General features: G+C 49.3%; 23 protein-coding genes and 3 pseudogenes. 16 read left to right on the forward strand and 10 right to left on the reverse strand.

All coding sequences use genetic code 11. The features are described 5' to 3' along the window. Positions 1 to 408: 408 nt before the first annotated feature. Positions 409 to 1578 carry an MFS transporter gene (locus SC127_RS10670; protein WP_332626284.1) on the reverse strand — a complete coding sequence of 390 codons (1170 nt, stop codon included), beginning with the start codon at positions 1576 to 1578 and terminating at the stop codon, positions 409 to 411. Positions 1579 to 1739: 161 nt separating this feature from the next. Beyond that, complete coding sequence (locus tag SC127_RS10675; RefSeq protein WP_332626286.1) at positions 1740 to 2669, reverse strand: LysR family transcriptional regulator; 930 nt, start codon at positions 2667 to 2669, stop codon at positions 1740 to 1742. Between the two features lie 127 nt (positions 2670 to 2796). Here SC127_RS10675 and SC127_RS10680 point away from each other — a divergent pair, with 127 nt between their 5' ends. The 3 genes from SC127_RS10680 to SC127_RS10690 all read left to right on the forward strand — a co-directional run bounded on the left by SC127_RS10680 (position 2797) and on the right by SC127_RS10690 (position 4743). Next, on the forward strand, positions 2797 to 3363 hold the full coding sequence (locus SC127_RS10680; protein WP_332626287.1) for an NADPH-dependent FMN reductase: 567 nt from the start codon (positions 2797 to 2799) through the stop codon (positions 3361 to 3363). Between the two features lie 42 nt (positions 3364 to 3405). After that, on the forward strand, positions 3406 to 3930 hold the full coding sequence (locus SC127_RS10685; RefSeq protein ID WP_243079627.1) for a VOC family protein: 525 nt from the start codon (positions 3406 to 3408) through the stop codon (positions 3928 to 3930). 273 nt (positions 3931 to 4203) lie between these two features. Next, positions 4204 to 4743 (forward strand): DUF2058 domain-containing protein, encoded by a 540-nt coding sequence (locus SC127_RS10690; protein ID WP_215844913.1) that lies wholly within the window; start codon positions 4204 to 4206, stop codon positions 4741 to 4743. A 117-nt stretch (positions 4744 to 4860) separates the two neighbouring features. Here the strand turns inward: SC127_RS10690 and SC127_RS10695 are convergent, their stop codons facing one another. After that, positions 4861 to 5559 carry an RluA family pseudouridine synthase gene (locus SC127_RS10695; protein WP_332626290.1) on the reverse strand — a complete coding sequence of 233 codons (699 nt, stop codon included), beginning with the start codon at positions 5557 to 5559 and terminating at the stop codon, positions 4861 to 4863. A gap of 277 nt (positions 5560 to 5836) precedes the next feature. Here SC127_RS10695 and SC127_RS10700 point away from each other — a divergent pair, with 277 nt between their 5' ends. Continuing rightward, positions 5837 to 6082, forward strand: coding sequence for a YmjA family protein (locus tag SC127_RS10700; RefSeq protein WP_215844911.1), 246 nt, complete (start codon positions 5837 to 5839; stop codon positions 6080 to 6082). Between the two features lie 302 nt (positions 6083 to 6384). Then, positions 6385 to 6867, forward strand: a complete 483-nt coding sequence (locus SC127_RS10705) for a cold-shock protein (RefSeq protein ID WP_332626293.1) — start codon at positions 6385 to 6387, stop codon at positions 6865 to 6867. Between the two features lie 531 nt (positions 6868 to 7398). Here SC127_RS10705 and SC127_RS10710 read toward each other — a convergent pair. Continuing rightward, positions 7399 to 7749 carry a DUF3147 family protein gene (locus SC127_RS10710; protein ID WP_332626295.1) on the reverse strand — a complete coding sequence of 117 codons (351 nt, stop codon included), beginning with the start codon at positions 7747 to 7749 and terminating at the stop codon, positions 7399 to 7401. Between the two features lie 34 nt (positions 7750 to 7783). After that, positions 7784 to 7960: pseudogene (locus tag SC127_RS10715) on the reverse strand (metal-sensing transcriptional repressor); the annotation flags it as partial. A 276-nt stretch (positions 7961 to 8236) separates the two neighbouring features. On the opposite strand from SC127_RS10715, the gene SC127_RS10720 reads away from it, so the two are divergent. Beyond that, positions 8237 to 8518: a chromate resistance protein ChrB domain-containing protein gene (locus SC127_RS10720; RefSeq protein WP_332626298.1), complete on the forward strand. Its 282-nt coding sequence runs from the start codon at positions 8237 to 8239 to the stop codon at positions 8516 to 8518. Between the two features lie 110 nt (positions 8519 to 8628). Continuing rightward, complete coding sequence (locus SC127_RS10725) at positions 8629 to 8802, forward strand: hypothetical protein (RefSeq protein WP_332626300.1); 174 nt, start codon at positions 8629 to 8631, stop codon at positions 8800 to 8802. Positions 8803 to 9089: 287 nt separating this feature from the next. Here the strand turns inward: SC127_RS10725 and SC127_RS10730 are convergent, their stop codons facing one another. The 4 genes from SC127_RS10730 to SC127_RS10745 form a co-directional block, all read right to left on the reverse strand. Further along, positions 9090 to 9329 carry a hypothetical protein gene (locus tag SC127_RS10730; RefSeq protein WP_332626434.1) on the reverse strand — a complete coding sequence of 80 codons (240 nt, stop codon included), beginning with the start codon at positions 9327 to 9329 and terminating at the stop codon, positions 9090 to 9092. Then, positions 9304 to 9855 (reverse strand): diguanylate cyclase, encoded by a 552-nt coding sequence (locus tag SC127_RS10735; RefSeq protein ID WP_332626302.1) that lies wholly within the window; start codon positions 9853 to 9855, stop codon positions 9304 to 9306. Before SC127_RS10735 ends, SC127_RS10730 begins: the two co-directional genes overlap by 26 nt. 794 nt (positions 9856 to 10649) lie before the next feature. Continuing rightward, positions 10650 to 10835, reverse strand: coding sequence for a general stress protein (locus SC127_RS10740; protein ID WP_332626428.1), 186 nt, complete (start codon positions 10833 to 10835; stop codon positions 10650 to 10652). Between the two features lie 810 nt (positions 10836 to 11645). Next, the gene (locus SC127_RS10745) at positions 11646 to 11945 is read right to left on the reverse strand and encodes a VOC family protein (RefSeq protein WP_332626430.1); all 300 of its coding nucleotides are present in this window, start codon (positions 11943 to 11945) and stop codon (positions 11646 to 11648) included. A 194-nt stretch (positions 11946 to 12139) separates the two neighbouring features. Between SC127_RS10745 and SC127_RS10750 the strand changes: the two genes are divergently transcribed. From SC127_RS10750 to SC127_RS10790, 9 genes and pseudogenes are all read left to right on the forward strand, one after another. Further along, positions 12140 to 12877 (forward strand): helix-turn-helix transcriptional regulator, encoded by a 738-nt coding sequence (locus tag SC127_RS10750; RefSeq protein WP_332626304.1) that lies wholly within the window; start codon positions 12140 to 12142, stop codon positions 12875 to 12877. 361 nt (positions 12878 to 13238) lie between these two features. Then, positions 13239 to 13598, forward strand: coding sequence for a type II toxin-antitoxin system RelE/ParE family toxin (locus SC127_RS10755; RefSeq protein ID WP_332626306.1), 360 nt, complete (start codon positions 13239 to 13241; stop codon positions 13596 to 13598). Continuing rightward, the gene (locus SC127_RS10760; protein ID WP_071668522.1) at positions 13595 to 13894 is read left to right on the forward strand and encodes an XRE family transcriptional regulator; all 300 of its coding nucleotides are present in this window, start codon (positions 13595 to 13597) and stop codon (positions 13892 to 13894) included. The genes SC127_RS10755 and SC127_RS10760 overlap by 4 nt, the downstream gene beginning before the upstream one ends. A 421-nt stretch (positions 13895 to 14315) precedes the next feature. Further along, a pseudogene (locus tag SC127_RS10765) lies at positions 14316 to 15516 on the forward strand (TerB N-terminal domain-containing protein); the annotation flags it as partial. Next, positions 15517 to 16446: pseudogene (locus SC127_RS10770) on the forward strand (ATP-binding protein); the annotation flags it as partial. 5 nt (positions 16447 to 16451) lie between these two features. Further along, a complete protein-coding gene (locus tag SC127_RS10775; protein ID WP_332626312.1) occupies positions 16452 to 17078 on the forward strand; it encodes a conjugative transfer relaxase/helicase TraI domain-containing protein in 627 nt (208 codons plus the stop codon). 5 nt (positions 17079 to 17083) lie between these two features. Continuing rightward, on the forward strand, positions 17084 to 17596 hold the full coding sequence (locus SC127_RS10780) for a hypothetical protein (RefSeq protein WP_332626314.1): 513 nt from the start codon (positions 17084 to 17086) through the stop codon (positions 17594 to 17596). A gap of 75 nt (positions 17597 to 17671) precedes the next feature. Beyond that, on the forward strand, positions 17672 to 18028 hold the full coding sequence (locus tag SC127_RS10785; RefSeq protein ID WP_332626316.1) for a DUF6404 family protein: 357 nt from the start codon (positions 17672 to 17674) through the stop codon (positions 18026 to 18028). Positions 18029 to 18338: 310 nt separating this feature from the next. After that, positions 18339 to 18923: a recombinase family protein gene (locus tag SC127_RS10790; RefSeq protein ID WP_332626318.1), complete on the forward strand. Its 585-nt coding sequence runs from the start codon at positions 18339 to 18341 to the stop codon at positions 18921 to 18923. A 362-nt stretch (positions 18924 to 19285) separates the two neighbouring features. Here the strand turns inward: SC127_RS10790 and SC127_RS10795 are convergent, their stop codons facing one another. After that, entirely contained in the window at positions 19286 to 19663 is a 378-nt protein-coding gene (locus SC127_RS10795; protein WP_332626320.1) for a hypothetical protein, read from the reverse strand. Between the last annotated feature and the right edge of the window lie 656 nt (positions 19664 to 20319).

Here is a 20319-nt window from a genome sequence, read left to right on the forward strand (position 1 = left end):
GCCTGGAAAACGGAAAATATCCTACGCTAAGCCTGTTTTCTATACAGACTACTATCCACTGAGCGTAATGCGCGGTATTTAGCCTGTCCCAATTTGAGGTTTGTTCACCAGACGTAATCCCCGCTAAGGTTGATATGTAGTTACAGAACGTCTTAATACCGGGGTAAGTGCCAGCGCCATTGCACGTGAATTTAATACAATCCGACAAACCATAATCAGGATACAAGCAGGGCAGCAACAATCCTGAATACTGAAACGGCTTCAGACGCTACCGACTTTGACCGTCCGCTTTGTGTCAGGAGCGGACGTTAGTTAACCGGTTAAGTGAAGTGCGAATAATTTTTGCGTTAACTGTTATAGCCAGTGAATGATTCAGATGACTTTCTCACTGGCCAGTCAAAATACCGTCTAATTCATCTCTGCAGCGTGCCCGGTTTTATCCGTAAGACCGGACAACACCGCAAGTATCAGTGCAATGACAGACAATATAGCGCCTGCCCAATTTGGCGATTGCAGACCGAATCCCGCAGCAATCACTGCGCCACCCAGCCAGGCTCCTACGGCATTACCGAGGTTGAAAAGACCGATATTAACCGCAGCGGCCAGCGTGGGGGCACCCGCTGCCCGTGCTTTATCCATCACCAGTTTCTGGATAGGTGAAACTGTCGCAAATCCAAACGCAGCCATCAGGAAAATGCAGAGAACTGACATAACCTGGCTGTGCGCCGTAAAGTTAAATACCAGTAACACGACGGCCTGAGCAGCCAGCGTGATGTAGAGCATCGGCATAAGAGCGCGATCGGCATAACGGCCACCAAGCTGGTTTCCCGTAAACAATCCCAGTCCGAACAGCAGCATCAGCCACGCGAGGCTGCTTTCACTATATCCTGCCAGCTCCGTCATCATTGGCGCGATGTAGGTAATTGATGTAAAAAATGCCCCCGGCCCGAAAACAGTAATTCCCATTGCCAGCAGCACGTTGACGTTTCTGAAGGCGTTAAACTCATGCGCAAATCTCTGGTTATGGGGTTTTGGCTGGTGCGGGATGAGCATTCCGATACTGATAACCGTAATGACCCCTATCACGGCTATGGCCATAAAGGCATCACGCCAGGAGAGGTGTTGACCTATCCAGGTACCTGCGGGTACGCCTATAAGGTTTGCTACGGTCAGCCCCATAAACATGAACGCAATGGCCCTCACGCGCTTAGACGGTGCAACCATATCTGCTGCAATAATCGAACCAAGGCCAAAGAAAGCGCCGTGCGTCATCGAGGTAATAATTCTGCCCAGTATGGCAATGCCAAGTGTCGGGGCAAACGCCGTCACCAGGTTACCTGCCACGAAGAGCAGCATCAGGAAAACCAGCATGGCTTTACGCGGGACTTTTGAACCCAGAATAATCAGGGCCGGTGCGCCGACGAAGACCCCCAGCGCATATGAGGTCGCCAGGTAGCCGGCAACGGGGATGGTGACGTTAAAATCAACGGCAATGACGGGGAGCAGCCCGGCAATGATGAATTCAGTTGTTCCGATACCGAATGTACCTATCGCCAGCGCCCATAGAGCTAATGGCATAACAAATATCCTGTAAGTAACATTATGTTTTACGTTTTAACTGCTCCGGCAGACGGGAAGGTTTCAGCCCGTAAGGCAATTAAAGCAGCGGGACGATAAGGATATAAGTTTGCTAAAAGGCGATAAACGGCCCTGGTATCTCCTCAGTGACGACAAAAAGTCTACCTAAGCGAACCGAAATAGCCTTCTCCGGCCTTTTTCAGCAGTGCGTCAACGATTAGGCGAACTCTGGGTATGAGGTGCCTTGTTCGGGGCCAGATGACGTTCAACTCAACCGGGATGGGGGCATGATCTGCCATCACGGAAATCAGGTTGCCTGCGGCGATATGGCTGTTAACCATAGACTCAGGAAACTGCGCTAGCCCCACGCCAGCCAGACAGGCCTGAATCATGGCATCTCCGTCGCTTATCTGATGTGCTGTGGGGGATATATATTTCACTTCACGCTCCCCGGCCTTTCGCAGCCGCCAGGCAAGGGGGGCGCCCCGACGGTAGCCCATAATGCAGTAGTGGCTTTTCAAATCCTCCATATCGGCAGGCAGCCCGTTCTGTTCAAGATAGGCTGGAGAGGCGCACAGGATAAGCCGCTGCCGGCTCAGCCGACGGGCGATCAGCTCATCGGTACTCTGTAGCTCTCCCAGTCGCAGAACCAGGTCAACGCCTTCCTCCACCGGGTCAATAAGACGGTCATTGAAAGTTAGCGCCAGCCGCAGGGCCGGGTAGCGGGTCATTATCTCGATTAATACCGGCATCATCAGATTCCGTCCGAAAGACGCAGGCATATCAATACGGACCGTCCCAGCGGGATTTTCCTGACGTCTGCTGAGCGTATTCTCGGCAGAGTCGAGAATTTCAAGCGCCGAGAGGCAACTGGTCAGGTAAGCCTCTCCATCACTCGTCAGGCTCAGTTTACGCGTTGATCGGTGAAAAAGACGCGTTCCCAGTCTCTCCTCAAGCCGTGCCACACTTTTACCTACGGCCGATTTGGTAATGCCCAACTGCTCCGCGGCCTCAGTGAAGCTGCTCGATTTCGCCGTAATGACAAAATTGGTAATTCCCCGCAGGGATTCTGCTGAAAGTCCGGTAGACATAAAGTTGACTCAGTGACGACTCATAGTGCGTTTATCGATGTGTAATTCTATACCAGGCTTATCGCTATCAGTAAATAAAGCACCGGCAACCGCCGGATAATCCATTTTTTAATTACAGGGAACAGCCATGTCATATGAAAAACCACTCAAATTTGTGTCTCTTCTGGGTAGCCTTCGCAAAGCATCTTTTAACGCCATTGTGGCGCGCAATCTTGCCTTACTTGCACCCACACATGTGGAGATTAGCGCACTCGGCTCTGTAGGAGAGATACCGCACTATGATGCAGACCTTCAGGCGCATGGCTTCCCCGATGCGGTGGTGGCAATGGGAAAAGCAATATCGGCAGCGGATGCGCTGATTATCGTCACGCCTGAATATAACTACTCCGTCCCGGGCGCCCTGAAAAATGCGCTGGACTGGCTTTCCCGCCTGCCGGACACCCCAGTTGCCGGCAAGCCTGTTGCCATACTGACGGCGTCACCCGGGGCGATAGGCGGTGCAAGGGCCCAGTATCACCTGCGCCAGATTCTGGTCTTTCTGGACGGAAGGGTTCTTAACAAGCCTGAAGTCATGATCGGTCAGGCCCCTTCAAGACTGGATCCCGAAAATGACAGCATAACGGATGCTGACACCCGCAGCCTGATATCAGCTCAGCTCGCTGCACTTGCAAAAATGACGGCCAACCAGGGCTGATCATCCCATCACTCTTATCCGTAAACCCCTTGGGAGAAAATTATGTCTACCGAAACTATTCGCGGTATGGACCACGTTGGCATCACCGTTTCTGATATTGATGAGGCGACCCGCTTCTTCGAAGAAGCCTTTGGTGCAGAAGTTATCTATGACTCCGTTTCACAATCGGACGACGACGTGAAAGGGGAAGATACGGAAAACATCCTTAATCTGTTCCCGGGAACATGTATCACCACAGTCAGAATGATGACGCTGAAGCACGGGCCGGGGCTTGAGCTTTTTGAAATGAAAGGGCCAGAGCAGAATCAGCCTGTGCGGCCAAGCGACTACGGGTTACAGCATTTCGCCGTATACGTTGATGATATCAATGAAGCCATCAGCCTGTTTGAACGTGCCGGCGGGAAAATGTTTACCTCTCCTCAGCCGCTGATGTTTCCGACTGAGGTCGGAGACAATAACTTCTTCTGTTACGGCCGCACGCCGTGGGGCAGCGTCATTGAGCTGATATCCCTGCCAACAAGATTGCCTTATGAAGATCATACTTCTCTGCGCCGCTGGAAGCCTTGAATGTGATTGGGTGCGCCTAGGCAGGCGTATCCGTAAGGACAGAATGTCCGCTCTTTGCTCATAGCGGACAGAGAACGACTCCTTTGCTGTCTGCTTCCTGCCATAAACGGGCATTATTAACAGAGCGGTTGTCTAAGCCTGATAACAGGTCACGCCAGCGCTGTTAGACCCTTTCAAACTCAAGCCACATCGTGATAAGCGCTTGCGATCTGGTATAGCCGCAAAAATTACAGGTATAATCCCGCAAATTATTCAACTGGTTTAGAAACAAAGATGACAAAACTTACCTTACAAGAGCAGATGCTTAAAGCTGGATTAGTAACCAGCAAAAAAATGGATAAAGTCCAAAGAACAGCTAAAAAATCACGCGTTCAGGCCCGTGCGGCAAGAGAAGCGGTTGAAGAAAATAAAAAAGCACAGCTAGAACGTGACAAACAGCTAAGCGAACAACAAAAACAAGCCGCTTTATCTAAAGAATATAAAGCTCAGGTGAAGCAACTCATTGAAATGAACAGAATCGACATTTCAAAAGGGGATATTGGTTTTAACTTCACAGACGGTAATTTAATTAAAAAAATAGTTGTGGATAAGATGACGCAAGCTCAGCTGATTAGTGGGCGTCTCGCCATTGCTCGTTTGGTTGTTGATAACAGTAGCGAGAGTGAATACGCGATTATCCCCTCGAGCGTAGCCGATAAAATTGCGCAGCGAGATGCGAACAGTATTGTATTAAACAGCGCCCTCAGTCAGGAAGAGCAGGATGAAGAAGATCCCTATGCTGATTTTAAAGTGCCCGATGATCTAATGTGGTAATCATCGGTTACAGAGGCCAGATCTCACGTTCAAAAGCCTCTGATTTAGCCTCCCCGCAGGGTCTTTAGCATCACATCGGGTAACTTTGCGGAAACATCGTCATTGATTCATTCGCATTCAGAACGGGCAGGCGTTACGGGCTTTGATCCACTCTTTGCTGATGGGATGAACAAAATGCAACTCGGTGGCGTGTAGCATCAGCCGCGGCGTCTGTTCAGTACCGGGCAGCAGGCGACCACCATACAGGTCACAACCCAAAATAGGGTGGCCAAACTGCTGGCAGTGAATGCGGAGTTGATGGGTACGCCCGGTCTCCGGGGTTAGCGCCACACGCGTTAACGGCAGAGACATCCCATTGTCCAACTCATGATAAAAGCGCTCAACGACCCGATAGCGAGAGCGACCAGGCTTGCCGTGAATTGCGCAAATCGTCATCAGCGGAAACAGCGCAGGGTCTTTGGCAATCGCAGCGTCTATCACTCCTTCGTCATTGTCTGTATGTCCGCAAAGCAGTGCGCTGTACACCTTGGTCACACAGCGCTGACTGAACTGCTGGCAGAGAGCGGCATTGATGGCCTTGTTGCGGGCAATCACCATCAACCCGGACGTACCAAAATCAAGGCGATGGACCAGAGTGCAGCCGGGGAATATCTGTACCAGCCGATGATGCACAGAATCGAGATTTTGCGGATTTTTCCCCGAAAGGCTGAGCAGCCCGGCAGGTTTATTGATAAGCACCAGATGATCGTCTTGGTAGAGAATCTCAATCTTTTCATGGCACGGCGGGGCAATAAAGGTATCGATAATCTTAGACATCAGGCTCTCCGCATGGAAAAGGGGAGCGGATGATAACGAAATTTAAGCCGACTGACGACTCTGGCTGTTAGTCTAATAGAGCGTTTGAGAACACCCTGTCACAGTAATGACGGCGCCAGATATTTCGCTATTTACTCTGTTGGCGGTATAAGCAAAACGGTGTTAATTTCACGCTGAGTTATGCATGGCGAGCAGAAAAAACAAAATCATAATGTTATTATTCAGGCCATAGGATGCAGGCAGCAATTGCCATACGTACTCACTCTGGGAATGACTTATGAACAATGAAGTACCATTAAAATACTATGACATCGTAGATGAGTATTCTACGGAAGCTGCAAAGCCGGTAAGCGATTCAGAACGCGATGCACTGGCGCGCTATTTTCAGCAGCTGATCACCCGCTTAATGAATAACGAAGAGATCAGTGAAGATACCCAGAAAGAGATAGCCGTTGAAGCGGGTATCGACGAGATGCGTATTGATGATATCGCTACGTTCCTGAATCAATGGGGCAATGAGTAGCGCTTATTGGCGTCGTTTGAGAAGGATACAAAGTGAGTGGGTTGTGTCCGCTTACCTGCTCCGACGTATGTCCAAATGGTTTCCGGCTGCGCCGAGCGCGCAGCCTAATAAGGTCCCTTCACTTCTCTCTTGTCGCCTCTTCAGCGTTTCAGTTGGCGTCGCTTACGCCTTCTTCTGACTGTCTACTCGCATAGCAGAAATTTATCGTCCAGACTTAAACTGAAGACATAGTCTGAGCACGCATTGTGTTTTACACTGCACGCTGAAAAAAATTGAGTAGATAAACGAATAAGTAGGCGGTAATGGCGATGAACGGAACGATCACAACCTGGTTTCAAGATAAAGGTTTTGGATTTATCAAAGATGAAAACGGTGATAACCGTTATTTTCATGTGATTAAGGTCGCTAACCCGGAGTTGATTAAGAAAGATGCGTCGGTGACTTTTGAACCCACCACAAATAACAAAGGCTTGTCAGCTTATGCTGTGAAAGTCGCACCGGAAAGCAAATACATCTATATCGCTGGCGAGCGCATCAAGCTCACATCAATCAAATCTTACCTGGTTTACAGCGAAGAAGTCCCAGCCGATACCCGCATTGATAAAGAAAATCCGGTACTGTCTGTGGGTTTACTGATGGGCAGTATCAGGCCGAAAACATCCGCTAAAGCGGGTGAAATGCGCTCACTGAAAAAACTGGCGATCACCACTTTTCAGGGAACGACACTCATTTTCTCGGAAGATGAGATTGACGTGGATACCACAGTGAAAATGCTCAAGGTCTGAAAGACTTTGGGCTAAATTCAGGCCGAAATCCTGCGCCATTAATAAGCAGGATTTCGGCCTTGCTTACTGAGCTTTGCACATGATCTACGGCTCATTGACACCATTACGCCAGCAACCAGACCTTATCCTGTAAAAGCAGGGCTAATGCTTTTATCAGGTTGAGTGATGATGTTTACTCAACAATGGATTGCGTACTGCTTGCGCATAGTTTGCTTGTAATACGTTTTCCTGCCATCAATGCGGAACCCTGCTGGTGGGTTGCAGAATAATGAATTTTTTATCGATACGGTAAGTGATAGTTGTGCCAATTTAGTTACATCATTCTATTAATGGTTTTGGTTAGAGCACCATTTAACGTTAGCAACTGCCCTTGAGTTGGAAATGTCTACACCTCAAACGTAAGCCTGAAATGTCTTCCTGTAATGGCGCGTCGCACGCATGATGAAATCAGCTCACCAGACTACGAGATTAATGCTGACGCAGTCATTGCTGAAAGTGTGAAGGGTCTGGCAGGAAAGGAGGCGAGTAACTTTACATCAGCTCAATGCCAAAGCGACGCAATATAACGGCCCAGGCCGCAAACAGCAGAATTGTCATTACGCAGCATATCGCCAGGGTGAGCCAGAAACCAAAACGCTGATACAAAAATGGAAAGGCGAGAAACATCGGCAGCGTCGGCACTACGTACCAGAAAGTATACCAGGCGTGGTTGGCAATCTTTTCCTGCGTCTGCCCCTCAAGCTTCATCCACACCAGCACCAGGACCGTAACCAGAGGCAGGGCGGCCAGCATCCCTCCAAGCCTGTCGCTGCGTTTTGCCACTTCAGAAATCAGAACCACCATACCAGCGGTAATGGCGTATTTTATTATGATCCAGAGCATTTGTTCCCCTTTCTGCGGTAATCCGGCTCATTGCTTATTTCATAGAAGCGCGGATAACCGCCACGCTATCTTTAAGGACGTTTTCTCGGTCTTTCGGCGTGGCGGATTCACCCATCAGGTGTCCCCTAATAGGGTCTTCCAACAACTCACTCATCAGCCTGTTGATTGCTTCCCGGACAGCCATTACCTGCTGCAACACCTTTAAGCATCCTGTGCCTGATTCCTCACGTTAAAGCGGGTATGCGACTTTCGTTCAGACAGGGAGGAAGATACGCGACGAAGGTGGCTCAGCCTACAAGTTTGCCGCAGATTCTACAGAAGAAGATGCGCTTCGTCCGCTGTTTGACCGCCTAAAACAGTACGGCGCGTTTCTGCAAAACCTGATGGTCTGCATAAACAGACTGACCAGCGATACCGCAGCCATCCAGCTTAAGCCGCTCAGGAAACTGCGTCGCGAATTTAGCAGGCTGATTTTTTCTCCAGCGAAGTGCAGAGACACGCAAGCGCCTGGCTTATCCAGCGATTCATTGATGACGAAGCCTGGTTTTTCTGGCTTGAAAATGCAAATGCCTCTCTTCCCGATGCCATTGAGTATGATTTTGACGGCGTGCTTTTCATTCACATAGACATGCGGGTGATGTTTGAAGTATTCGTCACCCGCTTCGGCCTTGAGCAGGAGGCACTGAATGCCCTCGGGCAACTGATGCACTATCTCGGTGTGGGCGGCATTCAGCCGAGGCAGAAGAAGCCGAAAACCGGCGCAGGATAGTCGAACGGCGTTTTCTGCATGCGCTGAATTTCAGTATGGTGTTGCCTGGCCCGCAGGCGTAGCAACTGACAACCTATATTGGCTGGCAGATGCGTAAAACGTGAAGCGCTGTGCTGGCACACCTGCTGTTCATACTGCCCTCGCTGCTGCTTCTCATTGCGCTTGCATGGATCTGTGTTGCCTGGGGAAATGCTGCCGTAGTGTCCGGCATAATTTACGGTATCAAATCTGCTGTGGCGGCCATTGTGCTTCAGGTTGCACACTGCATCGACTCCCCGCACTAAAAAATGATGCACACAGGGCCATCGCGGCGGCGGCAATTATCGCCGTCTTTGCCGTCAACGTATCGTTCCCGCCGATTGTTATTTTTGCAGTCGTAACCGAATTCATTGGTAGGCGCATAGCACCGGAAAACTCTACGGCGAAAACGGGCTCATGGCGCAGGACGAGCGTTATTTCTTAACCTGGCGATATGTTATATCTGGCATATCATCTGGTCCGCAGGCGCAGAAGGCGGCATTGATGTCAGGGCAGCTATTATTGCTGTTACTTCCGCCGTGGCGCTTTTCCTCTATAAGTGGAACGTCACCCATGTCATTGCTGCAGTAGCAATGATGGGGCTCGTGATGCATCTTTTCGGCTTTTCACCGGTGTAAGATTCATATGGCCATTGCTGGATTGCGCCTGCAACAACATAAAATCGCCGTAATAAATTCAGTCTGTAAAAGAGGAAACCCTGAATCGCCCATAAAGGTATTTTGCTCTCCTGTTTAACCTGCACCTTATCAGCCTTTCCTGGCTTTTCTTCCACGCCAATATTCCTCAAGATAAGGCAGCACTTCCAGGAGAAAAATCCCCATAAGGACGGCAACAATATAACCGGTCGGCAAAGGGTCTGCTCTCTGTTTCAGTTCAAACCGGGCAGGTTCTTCCCCGAAACCAAACAACGCCAGAAACTGCGGCCAGTGCCGTGAGATGACCAGCAATAAGGCCATAAGGGGGACCATTTCAAGGAAGCTGTGAACGTGTTGCTCAACCGGGGAAACTCGCCTTGCGGTCACTGCATAGCTGACATCCCATAAGGCCGTGGCCTCATGACAAAAGAACAACACAATCATGAACGCAATAACCAACGCGTTAACGTCCAGAAAGAGGGCTGAAAGTAAAGGCAAGCCCATCTCTAAAAACATTAAGATATGAATGTAAGTTTCTTTGAGTCCGGTAGTCGTTTCTATATCCGTTGCCCTGTGGCAAAGCCAGTCGGCAAATCCGGCAATAAGCCATACAGGCAGAACGAAATACAGCAGCAGCAGCATCTGTGGATCGGAATGATACATCACATTTTCCCTGCATATCGAAGGTAAAGCATAGCCATTGCTGGCTATACCCAACAATTCTGGAACACGTTATTTACCGTTTCTTCATAAATAAACAGAAAGCACTGTACTTTGGCCTGGCTTTTGACAACCTGCAACCGCGTCATTCTCAGTTTTGCTTCTGCGAGGCTATCAGACATTTCATCCTCTTTATATCGAAGCCTGTCTGAATGATGATTTTTAATTCTCACTCATACACTTGCATGGCCAACTGAAATAAATAGCTTTGTTTAACTAAAGATTAATGTAATTAACTGACTCATCCACCTAAAAAGAAAATCACACAGCATGTACGCAAACTGGCAAGGGAGGATGAACTACGGTTTCAGGCCTCAGGCAAGAGACAAGAATCTCAACGCAGTTTTCTTCCGGTTACCGCGTTTTCCTACGCCGTTCAGAAAGGGACAGAAGCTACTGCTTTCGCTTTCCCTCTCCGGGACGTAGTCACACGGTTTCCTTTCTTTGCTTTCTGCTGCTGGTATTCCTGCTGTGCTGCAGCTGTGTCCCCCGGGTGTCTGTCAGCAAAGGTCAAATGCTTTAACACGCTGATGGCCCCCTCCGGCGCCCCGGCTTTACCAGGTGCTCAGCCCGACTGCGCCGGCTGGCCTCAAATGATGTTGGAAAAAGGTAAAATGGTCAGCGTTCTGACACCAAATTAAGTGTAGTTCTCAGTTTCGGATGAGGCGAGGGCACAGTTTTCATGAGTAAAAAACCCGCCGGAGGCGGGCTTTTTACTGGTTTATGAAAAATGCAGCTCAGGAAGCAGACCCCGCCGGGCGCCCCTTCCGGCTGATCAGACCGCCTTTTCGTCCGGCCTCACTGGCACGCTCAGGGCTGTTTTTAAAGTTTCCCCCACTGGCCTGCCCGCCTTTTCTGCCCGCCTCAGCGGCCCGTTCCGGGTTCTCCGCAAAGTTTCCTGCCCCACCACGGTGTTCTGCCATAGCCCCTCCCGGGAAAATGTGAGTCATCACATCATTGAGCGTAGCGTTTTTATCTGAGAAGTTAGATTTAAACAGATAAATATTATAATCGAAGCCACTGGCAGCAAAAGATACCGCACCCACACAACCGGTGATCTAACAGCGGAGCACTGCCATGAAAGACAATTCGCCAAAAAAAATCCCGCCGTAATGGCGGGAACATGAGGAGTTTAGGTTAGTTATTATTAAGTAGTCCGGTATTTTGCCAGATTTAAAGCCTAAAAAATAAATGGGCTCTCATGCAAATTAGCCGGCTGCTGTTTTGGCCTCAGGGATGCCTGTGACAACCCCAGTCAGGCGTTTTATTTAACCGAGAAATGCATCGGCTTACCGTTTGCGTTTGCTGAAAGCACACGCATCCGCTTCTGGCACAATACTCACGGGAACTGGATGCCCCTTGTCTGTTATGAGCGAAAAGCGGATATCAGACCCCAAAATTGTCTTTGCCAGAAACAGGAATATTGCGTTTTTTCTCTTTCAGCCCGAGCCGGATACGAATTGCCCAGACAGGAAATATCTGTAGCGGGCGTTTTTGGCCGATAATAAGGGAGCATTGTAGTCATAAGCAATCTCCAGTTATTAAGGAGATGTGATGATGTCCGGCTTATAAGAGCGAATAGCGGAGATGTCGCTATTTTATACAGCAATAGCTTTTCGGTAATAATAAAGCCATTGCTGATACATTTGGATTTCATTCCAAATGATCGCAGGTCAAAGTGACAAAAATGAAAAGTATTATCATCCCGTCATTTAACTTTTTGGACATGCCCGTTACCGTTTAAAGCGATTAATTGCCGTATCAGTTACCGGTGTGAAAAATGAAATCAATGTACCTTCAGGATCGCGGATCTGCATTGTCCTGTTTCCCCAAGGCATATTTTTCGGTTCATGGAAAAACTCATTGCCAAATTCTTTTAATCTGAAAAATTCCTTATCAATATCATCCACCATAAATTCGAGAATAGCTGACTGATTGGAAGCCGGCTGTGCACAATTTTCTTTGAAGAAAACGACCGTTTCTACGCTCCCTATGGCTAGTACTGGTACTGGTACTGGTACTGAGGTGATGATTTCAGCAAAGACAGGGGCAAGCCATTCAGCCTGATAACCAGCTCATAAAATTCAACAGCTTTTTTGATGTCTTGTACAATAAGGCGCATTGATACTAACTTAATGGTACTTTCCTCTTTGCTGCGAGAAGCGCAGCTTGCTGGAGTATCATCGTTCAAGCCTGCGGACAGCGTGGTGGCAACAAGTACAAAAAAATGCGACGTGCAGATCGACTTTTCCAAATCATCCAGATACTCAGACGGTCAAATTTTCCGGTAACCGCAGCAAGGCTTGCGGAGGAACTTGAGGTATCTAAGCGAACGATTTATCGGGATATTGCTGACCTGGCAGGACAACGTGTTCCTGTTGAGGGGGAGGCCGGTACTGGTTACAGGCTCAGCGCATATTACGATATGCCACCCTTGATATTCAGCGACGAGGAACTTGAGGCGGTATTTCTTGGCGTTGAACTGGTGCAACACCTGCCGGATGCCACACTCGGGAACAACGCAAAAGATGTTTTGTCGAAAATATCATCCGTGTTACCTGAAAAATTACTGGGATTTTTAAATCAATCGGCGGACGCTATTAAACCTGAAGAATCAGGCAGCTATAAAACCGATACGCGGTTATTCAGAGCCGCAATACGCTGCGGTAAAAAACTGCCACTTGAGTACCGTTCCGCCGATGGCGAATTCTCCAGCAGAATCGTTTGGCCCATTGTCCTTGGATATGACCTGGCTCATTGTCTTCTCATTGCCTGGTGCGAAAAGAAAAGGGGTTTCCGACATTTTCGTGCCGACAGATTGGTAAAGATTGTTTTACTGGATGAACCGATAGGTTCAGGTAGAAAATTGCTCAGAGCACAATGGAAAGAATGGCGTGAAGCAGCGCATTTGCAGCACAGAAATAAAGTTAACCATGTTGTTAAAACTTCAATTGAAAGAGAGTAATGGCTGCAACACTTAAACGATATGTTGAAGCGCTCGGTGGCCAGTTAACGAGAGCGAAGAGCAGACGTTAACCTCACATGGATATAATCAGTTTGTCGGAAGCTCCCTAAAAATAGACGGTTCGAATGCGCGTTCAGTGGCCACAAAAAGATTCGGCTGCTGAGGGCAAGGCCGGCAATGACGCATGAGGTTTTCACGCCAGCTGGACTGGGTAGTAAGGCGGCTCTGATCTGTTCAGAACAGTAACAGATCCCTACAGCGATAAAGTCAGGCATTACCTGCCAAACTGATAGCGAATAGCGTTGAAAATATAGACTGTAATATATATGCTATATAGATTGTAATTTATAAAGGTGAGCCTGTGTGGATTATTGAAACCACGGATTTGTTCGCTGAATGGCTGAAAGAGCAGGACAAAGCAATGCAGCTGGATGTGATTGCCGCACTGAATCTTCTGAAGCAGGAAGGCCCTCATCTCGGACGGCCGCATGTCGATACGCTGTACGGCTCAAAGACCCCAAACATGAAAGAACTCAGAGTTCAAAGCAATGGCCGACCTGTAAGAGGATTCTTTGTTTTCGACCCGCTGCGCAAAGCCATCATCCTATGCGCGGGTAACAAAGAAGGCGCTGACGAAAAGCGTTTCTACAAAACTATGATTAAAACGGCTGAAAGCGAGTATCACCGACACCTGGACCAACTCAAACGGAGTGGAAAATGAAAACGCTGGATGATCTGATGGCTGATTTGACGCCCGAAGAACTGACTCAGGTAAATGATAAAGTCGCAGAAATGCGGCTTGATTCTCAGCTGTATAAACTTCGCGAGGCGCTGGCTAAAACGCAGAAGCAGCAGGCAGAAGCTATGGGGATAGCACAACCTTCCGTTGCGGCTATTGAAGGACGCGGCGAGGATCTGAAAATCGCGACGCTCAAACGATACGTTGAAGCGCTCGGCGGCCAGCTAACTATCGGTGTCAATATGCCCGGTGGCGAGCACGTCGATTTCACACTCTAACTGCACCGGTAAGTAGGGTCGCCCGGCGATACGGCTTTTCCCCGGAAAAGCAGGGGCTGACGTACCGGTTATTTCGCCAGCGCTTCCTCTCTCCAAAGCGCTGTCTCACGGTCTGCTTTCTTCACTTACTACTGCTGTGCGGCAGCTGCTCCTCCGGTTTCCTTCCTGTGGTGGTCAAAAGCATCAACATCCGAATGGCTCCCTCTGACTCCCCGATAGGGTCGGGTCATTAACCTTACTGCACTAACTGCCAGAGTCATTAAGCTCCGTCAAACGTCAGAAGCGGCGCCAGGGGATTCCGGCTGGGTCTGATGGCAAAAGCGGCCAAGTTAAACTCTGCAGCTTGCTTACAGTCCGCTATGAGCGAACATCGGAAGTTCGCAGTTTTTATCTCCGCACAGTTATCCTGTATTTCGGACAGCGTATGAAGCCGCCGGGGCAAAGCCTCAGCGGAAATTATAACGATGGCAGTGAGGCCTCACTGATAGACGCCACTCTTAAGACTCAGCGAGTTTCCTATCATTACGAAGACAGTTCACTGGGTTACTGGCCTGAATATAGTTCCCTTTCCCCTGAGTCTCGCGGCGCATATCTCAGCTGGCTGGCAAGTGACCGATGTGATGCGTCATGTCCTGTCGGTTATGTTTTTATATACCTCTATGGCCTGGAGAGGAGGGCCCTTGTGGACAGCAGAGATGAAAATATCTCTGACGCTGAGTTCCGCTCGCTGTTTTCAGAGGTTGAACGGTTAAGATCGGTATTTTTTGATAACCGCTCATTCCGCCACTACTCATATCAGCTCCTTGAAGCTATGACCATCTTGCGACCAGAGATTAAACTCTCCGCCGCTTCTGGCACCCAGGCTGGATTGAGCAATGGCATGATGTTTAAGCTCTCACTTGCAAAGGCGGTGGATGCAGGAAAACGCTATCGATCACAATGCACTTTTTAACGAAGATGAAAAGCGCTCCCTGCATGCATATCTTACCTGGCAGCTTCACACGCCGACCAACATGACGGGAATGAAAAACAGGCTGGCGTTACTGAATTCTGCTGAAAAGGCAGCCGTCGGCCAATTTATCGTGAGCGTAGCCTGCTCGGATGGCCGCATCGAGGCTGCCGAAATCAGACAGCTGGAAAAAATTTATTCAGGTCTGGGGCTCAACCCCTCCACGCTCTCCGGCATTATCCATCAGCATTCTGCGACCGGCCAACCCCAGACACAGGCCTTCGTACATAAAACTGCGGCTCCGCAGGAGTTTACACTTGATGCCAATGTGCTGGCCCGGCATGAATCGGCTACGGATGACGTGCGCAAATTGCTCAGCACGATTTTTACAGAAGACGAAACAGAGCTGCACGAGGGCGCAACCGATCAACAGCCACAGACGGACAGCCTGGACCACGCACACAGTCAGCTTTACAAAAAGCTCAGAAAAAAAGAACAGTGGCCCCGCAAGGAAGCCACCGAACTGTGTGGACAGTTTGGGCTGATGCTGGGCGGAGCGCTTGAAGTTATTAATGACTGGTCGTTTGCAATGGTCGATGCGCCAGTGCTGGACGATGCAGAAGATGATATATGGGTAGACCAGGAAATCGCCGAAGAATTAGAGGAAGCCTAAATGTCAGGAGCACGTATAAGAGCCAAAGAGCGTGATGCCATTATTCAGTCACTGAAGTCAGGTGTGACGCCAAGAATCGGCATCCAGCATATCCAGGTTGGACGCATGAATGAAATAACGGCGCTCCATCAGGATATTGAGAGGGTAGCCGACGGTGGCGCGAGTTTCAGATTAATCATCGGCGAATATGGTTCGGGAAAGACCTTTTTTCTGAGTGTTGTGCGCTCCATAGCACTGGAGAAAAAACTGGTCACAGTCAGCGCCGACCTCTCCCCTGACAGACGTATCCATTCATCGGGAGGACAGGCGCGTAATCTTTACTCTGAGCTGATGAAAAATATGTCCACCCGGAATAAGCCGGATGGTAATGCGCTTCTGAGCGTCGTGGAGCGCTTCGTAACGGAGGCGAGAAAAGAGGCAGATGCTGACGGCTCTGCCGTTTCTGCGGTGATCCACAAACGCCTGGAAGCTTTGACCGAGATGGTTGGTGGATATGATTTTGCAAAAGTTATTGAAGCTTTCTGGCGCGGGCATGAACAGGATAATGAGGTGCTGAAATCCAATGCCATTCGCTGGCTGCGGGGTGAATACACGACGAAAACAGATGCCCGAAACGATCTGGACGTCCGCACGATTATTTCAGACGCCTCATTCAATGATGCGCTTAAGCTGATGAGCCTCTTTGTCCGTCAGGCGGGCTATGCCGGACTTCTGGTCAGTCTGGATGAGATGGTGAACCTCTACAAGCTGAACAACACGCAGGCGAGAACGGCAAATTATGAGCAAATCCTGCGTATCCTGAATGACTGTCTGCAGGGCTCTGCTGAAAATCTTGGGTTTATCCTAGGCGGTACGCCCGAATTCCTCTTTGACCCGCGCAAAGGTCTTTACAGTTATGAGGCGCTGCAATCCCGTCTGGCCGAAAAACGCCGGAAATGCTGTGGCCGGTTATCAACGAGCACGGCCGGCAGCGCGGGAACTGGCACGTTCCGGTGTCACCCTCCAGCGGAGAGGTAGACTTTTCAGCCGCCCACTATGAAGGGGCAGCGGACGGTGAGCGCATCGTTCTGCAGCGAGGGGAAAAGCACGGAAAGGTGCTGGAAGCCGCGGATGTCGCGGAGGCGCTGCAGCTGATGAAGGACAACCCGGAAAGCCCTGTCGTGCTCGCTGCTGACCATAGTGAACGCCCGGAAAGCAGCCGCGCTGCGACGTCTGCAACCGCAGCGGCATCCGGTGGGGAAGAGCTGGACCGTCGTGAAGCCGAGGCGCTGGAGAAAGCCGTTAAGGCTGCGCTGGGACAGGAGGAGAAAGAGCCGGAGCCTGTTGAGCACGAAGAAGCACGGAGCACGCCGGACGACAGGGACGGTGAACGCGAGGCCTCGCTTGAGGCGGCGCTGGAAGAAATGCGTGAAGTTGAGGCGTTTGATTACCGTGACTATGACCTGTCGCCAGAGCGGGAAGACCGGGCCGTGATGATGAATGATGAAGTGAACGTGATGCGCCACGAACGTAGTGAACCTGAGCCGGAGTTTGGCCATAAACCTCAAAAAACCCTAGAGTAGCCCCTATGACATTATTGCTGATTGCGGCCACTGTGGCCGTTTCCCTGATGATGCTGATGGCCTGGCTGCCTGAATTCAGGACAAAAGGCGCGCTGCTTCGCCGCTGGAGCAAGGGGGGCGGTGAACCCCGCTGCAGTGAAGTCGTCCAGAGCGTAGTGAACGCGTTTATTCAGGATTTCTCCGACACGCACAATCTGACAGACGCCGAAACGGCGCGCATCCGGGAAGTGAAGACCCGCCCGGACATGATGCCGGTGACCCTGCTGCTGCACTCACAGCTGATGAAGCGTGAAAAAGGACGCTTCGTGCGCGGACGCAACCTCACCGCCGTATTCATGGCGACGGGCGTAAGCGCCCTTATCATGCCGCCGCTGGCCGGCATGGCGATGCACAACATGAGCCTGTGGCTGCTGCCCTTTCTGAACACGGCGGTGTTCTTTTGCGGCCTTCAGTTGCTGCGCTATGCGTATTCGGATGCAGGCCTGATAAACGTGCTGGTTACCGGAAAACCTGACTGAACAAAGGGTTGCGATTCTGCTACTGATGCGTATGGTGATGACGTGTGCTGTACGGTTTAAAAGGAGGTTTACTGAGTGAAAGATGCAGAATTTAAGCGAAAAACAGAAAAGGCCTTTGCGCTGATGTCTGAGAAAGGCCTGCGTAAAAGCCAGCGTATCCCGGCCACCTACCGGCTGCTGTGGTGGATGGGTATAAAGAAAACCCCCGCACTCTTCTCCAGCTTTGCCAGCAATGTGTGCTTTCTCGGTGTTTATTATGCCGTGTTCTGGGGATGCTGCATGTGGTTTGTCACCTGGCGTCCCCGGGGGTACAGCCCACTGGCCAGCGTGATAACAGCGCTGGTTGCCGGTCTGTTATTTGGGCTCTGCATGGCAGCCGTTTTCCGTTCACGCCGGAAAGCAAAAGACCTGCCGGACTGGGAACAACTTTAATCCCGCCTTACTGATGTGCTGTTAACGGCCTGCCGCCCTGCGGTTGGCCGGTCCCTCGCGTCCCGGATTAAAAATCCTGCATGCTCACGACCTACGAAGTATTTGTTAAGTGCCGTCTGGAAAACGAAAAACATCCTTCACTAAGCCTGTTTTTATATAGGCAACTGTCCACTGTATCGCGTAAAAAAATGGCCCCGTACTGAAATGGTCGGTTTCGGACACGTTGCACAACTGCTGTCCGAAAGTAAGTGAATTTTGTTTCGTACATGCTTTATAATAAGTACACCCATTTCGTACGGAAAGTAACACTATGTCACGAGTTTTTGCCTATTGCCGGGTGTCCACACTTGAGCAGAACACCGAAAACCAGCGCAGAGAAATCGAGGCAGCAGGTTTTGCCATCAGACCGCAGCGTTTAATCGAGGAATATATCAGCGGATCAGTCGCCGCCGGAGAACGCCCCGGATTTATGCGGCTGCTTGATCGAATGGAAAATGGTGACGTCCTCATCGTTACAAAGCTGGACCGCCTGGGACGTAACGCTATGGATATCAGGAAAACTGTTGAACTGCTCGCCACATCAGAAATTCGCGTTCACTGTCTGGCGTTAGGCGGTGTAGATCTCACCAGTCCGGCTGGAAAAATGACCATGCAGGTTATTTCTGCTGTCGCTGAGTTCGAACGAGACTTACTTCTTGAGCGCACCCATGCAGGTATTGCCCGGGCTAAAGCTTCAGGTAAACGTTTTGGTCGTCCGCCTGTCCTGAGCGAGGAACAAAAACGTGTAGTTACAGAACGTCTAAAAGGCGGGATAAGTACCAGCGCCATTGCGCGGGAATTTAATACGACCCGGCAAACCATACTCAGGGTAAAAGCAGGACAGCAACAATCCTGAATACAGAAACGGCTTCAGACGCTACCGACTTTGACCGTCCGCTTTGTGCCAAAAATGGACGTTGCGAACATCATGCTATGTTGGTTTACGGGTGGCAGGTCAATTATCCGGAATGGCACATTACGTTTAAAAGCAGAACCAGCCCACGTTCCGTCCCTGCGGCATTCGGTAAAGTAGAAGGGGCAAACAGTCCGGTTAAACCATGACGCGGTTATTCCGGAAGGATAGACTAAAAAAATAATACAAATAACTGTATCATCTAAACAAAGCCCCTGATCATTCGCAGTAAATTATAACCAAACTGGCAGGGGTTATATTGCATCTGATAATCATGAGCAAAATTACAACTCAATTATCAAACGTTAATGTAGATGCAGATTATTATCGCTGCGCTCAGGCATACCATTTTGATGAAGTTGTCTTGGGCAAGTCTTAATTGCACACCGGTGCGCATAACTACATTGGCCTTTTTTCAAAAACTTCTCGCATCCCGTATAGGCTTTAAGAGAGTCCCAGGCGGTTTTCGTATAAAAATTTATGTTTAACATCCTGATAAGTTTAATTGTTTCTCTGCCTTCAAACATAAACTTACCCTTGCTCAAGAGAATATATTTCCCCGGAGTCAGGTCCTCATCGTACTCATGCCAGATAATACGACACACTTTGTTATGATTCTTAATCAATGAAAAAGATGTGTTTGTTTCGGGACTGATAAGCGTCTCCAGTAAAAACCATTCCATATTGCCTCCTCGGTCAGTGGGAGGTGTAATTTATATCAATATGAACAGGCTGTAAGATTTGAAAAGTAAAAAATTACTAAAAAAACAGCTTTATTTTCTTTAACAACCTTGAAAGATTTTTGTTACCTGATAGTTCACACTGTAAGCAAATGGAGTCAGTGATTTTAAACTTAATGCATGTGTAAACATACAGTGCCTCATGCACTTAACATAAAACATTACGCATGACTTTTCTTTAAGCTGGATTAATTAACAGAAGGAAGAGTCGGTAACTTTCTTGATTCAGATCAAATTAAATTTGAATTTTTTGTTATGTGTAATTTGTCCTGTAACAAACAAAATATGCATTTGCTATCCGGATGACACACTTTTGAAAAATTATGTTCATCCGGAAATATGCCCATAATATTGATTAACCGAAACCTGAATGCTTGTTTCCTGAACTGTTAACAGTCATATCAGTGGTTTGCATCGCAAGCATAACTGCCTCTTCAGTTTTTGCGATGGGCAAACGTTTAAATCTGCAATGTTATTCCACTGCATATTCAGTTCATTCGCAGTCACATGTTCTCAGGTTGTAGATGACCTGATCCCTGAACCGATACTTTAACGGGATTTATTCTGTAGTTATGGCTGGCCTTAATTGCCCTGTAAAT

Origin of the sequence: Pantoea sp. T14, assembly GCF_036663535.1 — a bacterium.
Lineage (GTDB): Bacteria > Pseudomonadota > Gammaproteobacteria > Enterobacterales > Enterobacteriaceae > Pantoea > Pantoea phytostimulans.

Excerpts from the sequence above, each read along its gene's own strand:
- SC127_RS10740 (WP_332626428.1), bottom strand. The coding sequence starts at position 10,835 with ATGGCAGAACACCGTGGTGGGGCAGGAAACTTTGCGGAGAACCCGGAA.
- SC127_RS10795 (WP_332626320.1), bottom strand. The coding sequence starts at position 19,663 with ATGGAATGGTTTTTACTGGAGACGCTTATCAGTCCCGAAACAAACACA.
- SC127_RS10675 (WP_332626286.1), bottom strand. The coding sequence starts at position 2,669 with ATGTCTACCGGACTTTCAGCAGAATCCCTGCGGGGAATTACCAATTTT.
- SC127_RS10760 (WP_071668522.1), top strand. The coding sequence starts at position 13,595 with ATGAAAACGCTGGATGATCTGATGGCTGATTTGACGCCCGAAGAACTG.
- SC127_RS10670 (WP_332626284.1), bottom strand. The coding sequence starts at position 1,578 with ATGCCATTAGCTCTATGGGCGCTGGCGATAGGTACATTCGGTATCGGA.
- SC127_RS10750 (WP_332626304.1), top strand. The coding sequence starts at position 12,140 with ATGCGACGTGCAGATCGACTTTTCCAAATCATCCAGATACTCAGACGG.
- SC127_RS10685 (WP_243079627.1), top strand. The coding sequence starts at position 3,406 with ATGTCTACCGAAACTATTCGCGGTATGGACCACGTTGGCATCACCGTT.
- SC127_RS10780 (WP_332626314.1), top strand. The coding sequence starts at position 17,084 with ATGACATTATTGCTGATTGCGGCCACTGTGGCCGTTTCCCTGATGATG.
- SC127_RS10695 (WP_332626290.1), bottom strand. The coding sequence starts at position 5,559 with ATGTCTAAGATTATCGATACCTTTATTGCCCCGCCGTGCCATGAAAAG.
- SC127_RS10790 (WP_332626318.1), top strand. The coding sequence starts at position 18,339 with ATGTCACGAGTTTTTGCCTATTGCCGGGTGTCCACACTTGAGCAGAAC.
- SC127_RS10705 (WP_332626293.1), top strand. The coding sequence starts at position 6,385 with ATGGCGATGAACGGAACGATCACAACCTGGTTTCAAGATAAAGGTTTT.
- SC127_RS10680 (WP_332626287.1), top strand. The coding sequence starts at position 2,797 with ATGTCATATGAAAAACCACTCAAATTTGTGTCTCTTCTGGGTAGCCTT.
- SC127_RS10700 (WP_215844911.1), top strand. The coding sequence starts at position 5,837 with ATGAACAATGAAGTACCATTAAAATACTATGACATCGTAGATGAGTAT.
- SC127_RS10775 (WP_332626312.1), top strand. The coding sequence starts at position 16,452 with ATGCTGTGGCCGGTTATCAACGAGCACGGCCGGCAGCGCGGGAACTGG.
- SC127_RS10690 (WP_215844913.1), top strand. The coding sequence starts at position 4,204 with ATGACAAAACTTACCTTACAAGAGCAGATGCTTAAAGCTGGATTAGTA.
- SC127_RS10735 (WP_332626302.1), bottom strand. The coding sequence starts at position 9,855 with ATGTATCATTCCGATCCACAGATGCTGCTGCTGCTGTATTTCGTTCTG.
- SC127_RS10710 (WP_332626295.1), bottom strand. The coding sequence starts at position 7,749 with ATGCTCTGGATCATAATAAAATACGCCATTACCGCTGGTATGGTGGTT.